Origin of the sequence: Streptomyces sp. UH6 (assembly GCF_013421635.1) — a bacterium.
Lineage (GTDB): Bacteria > Actinomycetota > Actinomycetes > Streptomycetales > Streptomycetaceae > Streptomyces > Streptomyces abyssomicinicus.
Genome location: NZ_JACADT010000809.1, coordinates 1 through 2,598, shown reverse-complemented (window position 1 = coordinate 2,598; position 2,598 = coordinate 1). Strand labels below are relative to the sequence as shown.

At 70.9% G+C, this 2,598-nt stretch carries 3 protein-coding genes; all 3 read left to right on the top strand.

The annotated features are described in order from the left end of the window. Positions 1-65 precede the first annotated feature (65 nt). Positions 66-503: an urease subunit beta gene (locus HW445_RS26140; protein ID WP_180223348.1), complete on the top strand. Its 438-nt coding sequence runs from the start codon at positions 66-68 to the stop codon at positions 501-503. Position 504: 1 nt separating this feature from the next. Continuing rightward, a complete protein-coding gene (gene ureC / locus HW445_RS26135; protein WP_180223347.1) occupies positions 505-2,229 on the top strand; it encodes an urease subunit alpha in 1,725 nt (574 codons plus the stop codon). 69 nt (positions 2,230-2,298) lie between these two features. Next, positions 2,299-2,598: urease accessory protein UreF (locus HW445_RS26130; RefSeq protein WP_306673364.1), on the top strand; the 300-nt coding region annotated here is incomplete at its 3' end.

Below are 2,598 nucleotides of genomic sequence, written 5' to 3'. Positions count from 1 at the left end.
GACGCGGCCGGCACCCCCGCGCCGGGCGCGCACCCGCACGTCCACCTCTCCACCAGGAGCACTCGATGACACTTCCCCCGCGGTACCAGTACGGAGACGGCGAGATCGAGATCAACGCCGGCCGGCGGACCGTCAAGGTCACGGTCCGCAACACCGGCGACCGGGCGATCCAGGTCGGCTCCCACTACCACTTCTTCGAGGCCAACTCCGCCCTCGACTTCGACCGCAACGCGACCCTGGGGATGCACCTCAACATCCCGGCCGGCCTCTCCGTCCGCTTCGAGCCGGGCGGCACGCACGAGGTCGAACTGTGCACGTACGCCGGCACCGGCCGCCTCACCGGCTTCAGCGGCCTCCTCAACGGCAGCGTCAAGTCCCACCCCGCCCGCGTCGAGGCCGTCGCCCGCGCACTGCAGCGCGGATTCCACGGTGCCGGGCCGGAGGGCGACACCGAGCAGGGCAAGGCCGACGACAAGAAGTCCAAGAAGAGGGGATCGAACTGACATGCCGGTCATCAGCCGCAAGCAGTACTCCGACCTGTTCGGGCCCACCGTCGGCGACCGCATCCGCCTCGCCGACACCAACCTCGTCATCGAGGTCGAGAAGGACTTCCGCGCCGGGTCCTACGGCGACGAGGTGGTCTACGGCGGCGGCAAGACCATGCGCGACGGCATGGCCTCGGACCCGCAGGCCACCGCCGCCCAGGGCGCCCTGGACCTGGTGATCACCAACGTGGTCGTCCTGGACCCGGTGGTCGGCGTGGTCAAGTGCGACATCGGCGTCAAGGACGGGTTCATCGCGGGCATCGGCAAGGCCGGCAACCCCCAGACGCAGAACGCCGTCGACCCCCGCCTCGTCATCGGCGCCTGTACCGAGGTCATCGCCGGCGAGCACCTGATCGCGACCGCCGGTGCGATGGACTCGCACGTCCACCTCATCTCCCCGCAGCAGTGCGAGCAGGCGCTCAGCAACGGCATCACCACCCTGTTCGGCGGCGGCACCGGCCCCACGGACGGCTCCAACGGCACCACCTGCACCCCTGGCCCCTACAACCTCGCCCGGATCCTCCAGGCCGCCGAGGACCTGCCGGTCAACCTCGGCATCATGGGCAAGGGCAACGCCAGCCTGCCCGGCGTGCTGGACGAGCAGATCGAGGCGGGCGCGGCCGCGCTGAAGGTGCACGAGGACTGGGGCTCGACCCCCGCGGTCATCGACACCGCGCTCGCCGTGGCCGACCGGCACGACGTCCAGGTCGCCATCCACACCGACACCCTCAACGAGGGCGGCTTCTTCGAGGACACCCGTTCCGCGATCGACGGCCGCACCATCCACACCTTCCACAGCGAGGGCGCGGGCGGCGGGCACGCCCCCGACATCCTGCGGGTGACCGGCGAGGCGAACGTCCTCCCCTCCTCCACCAACCCCACGCTGCCGTACACCAAGAACTCCGTCGACGAGCTGCTGGACATGGTGATGGTCTGCCACCACCTCAGCCACGACATCCCCGAGGACGTCGCCTTCGCGGACAGCCGGGTGCGGGCGGAGACGATCGCCGCCGAGACGGTGCTGCACGACCGCGGCATCATCTCCATGATCTCGTCCGACTCCCAGGCGATGGGACGCATCGGCGAGTCCGTCACCCGGGCGTTCCAGATCGCGCACGTGTGCAAGGAGCAGCTCGGCACGCTGCCCGAGGACACCGACCGCAACGACAACCAGCGCGTCCTGCGCTTCCTCGCCAAGGTCACCATCAACCCCGCCATCGCCAGCGGCATCGCCGACCACGTCGGCTCCCTGGAGGCGGGCAAGCTGGCCGACATCGTGCTGTGGCCGATGCACTCCTTCGGCGCCAAGCCGAAGATGGTGATCAAGGGCGGCATCGTGTCCTGGGCGCAGATGGGGGACCCCAACGCCTCCCTCCCGACCCCGCAGCCGGTGTACTACCGCCCCACCTTCGGGCACTACGGCCGCGCCATGCAGGCGACCCACGTGACCTTCATGTCCCAGGCGGGCATCGCCGCCGGCGTGCCCGAGAAGCTGGGGCTGGAGCGCACCGTCCTTCCGGTGCGCAAGACCCGCACGATCGGCAAGCACAACATGGTCCGCAACGACGTGGTACCGGACATCACCGTCGACCCGGAGACCTACCAGGTCACCGTGAACGGCGAGGTCGCCACGATCGCCCCGGCCCAGAAGCTGCCGCTCAACCAGCTCTACTTCCTGGTCTGAGACGTGTACCGGGAGGAGACGGCCGCCGGCAGGGCGGCGGCCCGGGCGGAGGGCGGGCGGACGACGGAGCTGGACCGCCTCCTGGTCAGCCTCCAGCTGACCGACTCGGCGTTCCCCAGCGGCTTCTACACCCTGTCCCACGGACTGGAGGGCTTCGCGCAGGCGGGGGCGGTGGACGCCGGCTCGCTCCCCGCGCTGCTCCACGACCTCCTCCGCCACGGGGTGGGTCCCGCGGACGCCACCGCGCTCGCGCTCGCGCACCGGGCGGCGGCCGCGGAGGACTGGGAGACGGTGGCCGCGGTCGACACACGGCTGCACGCCACCAAGCTCAACCGCGAGATGCGCCAGGCCGCCACCCGCACCGGCCGG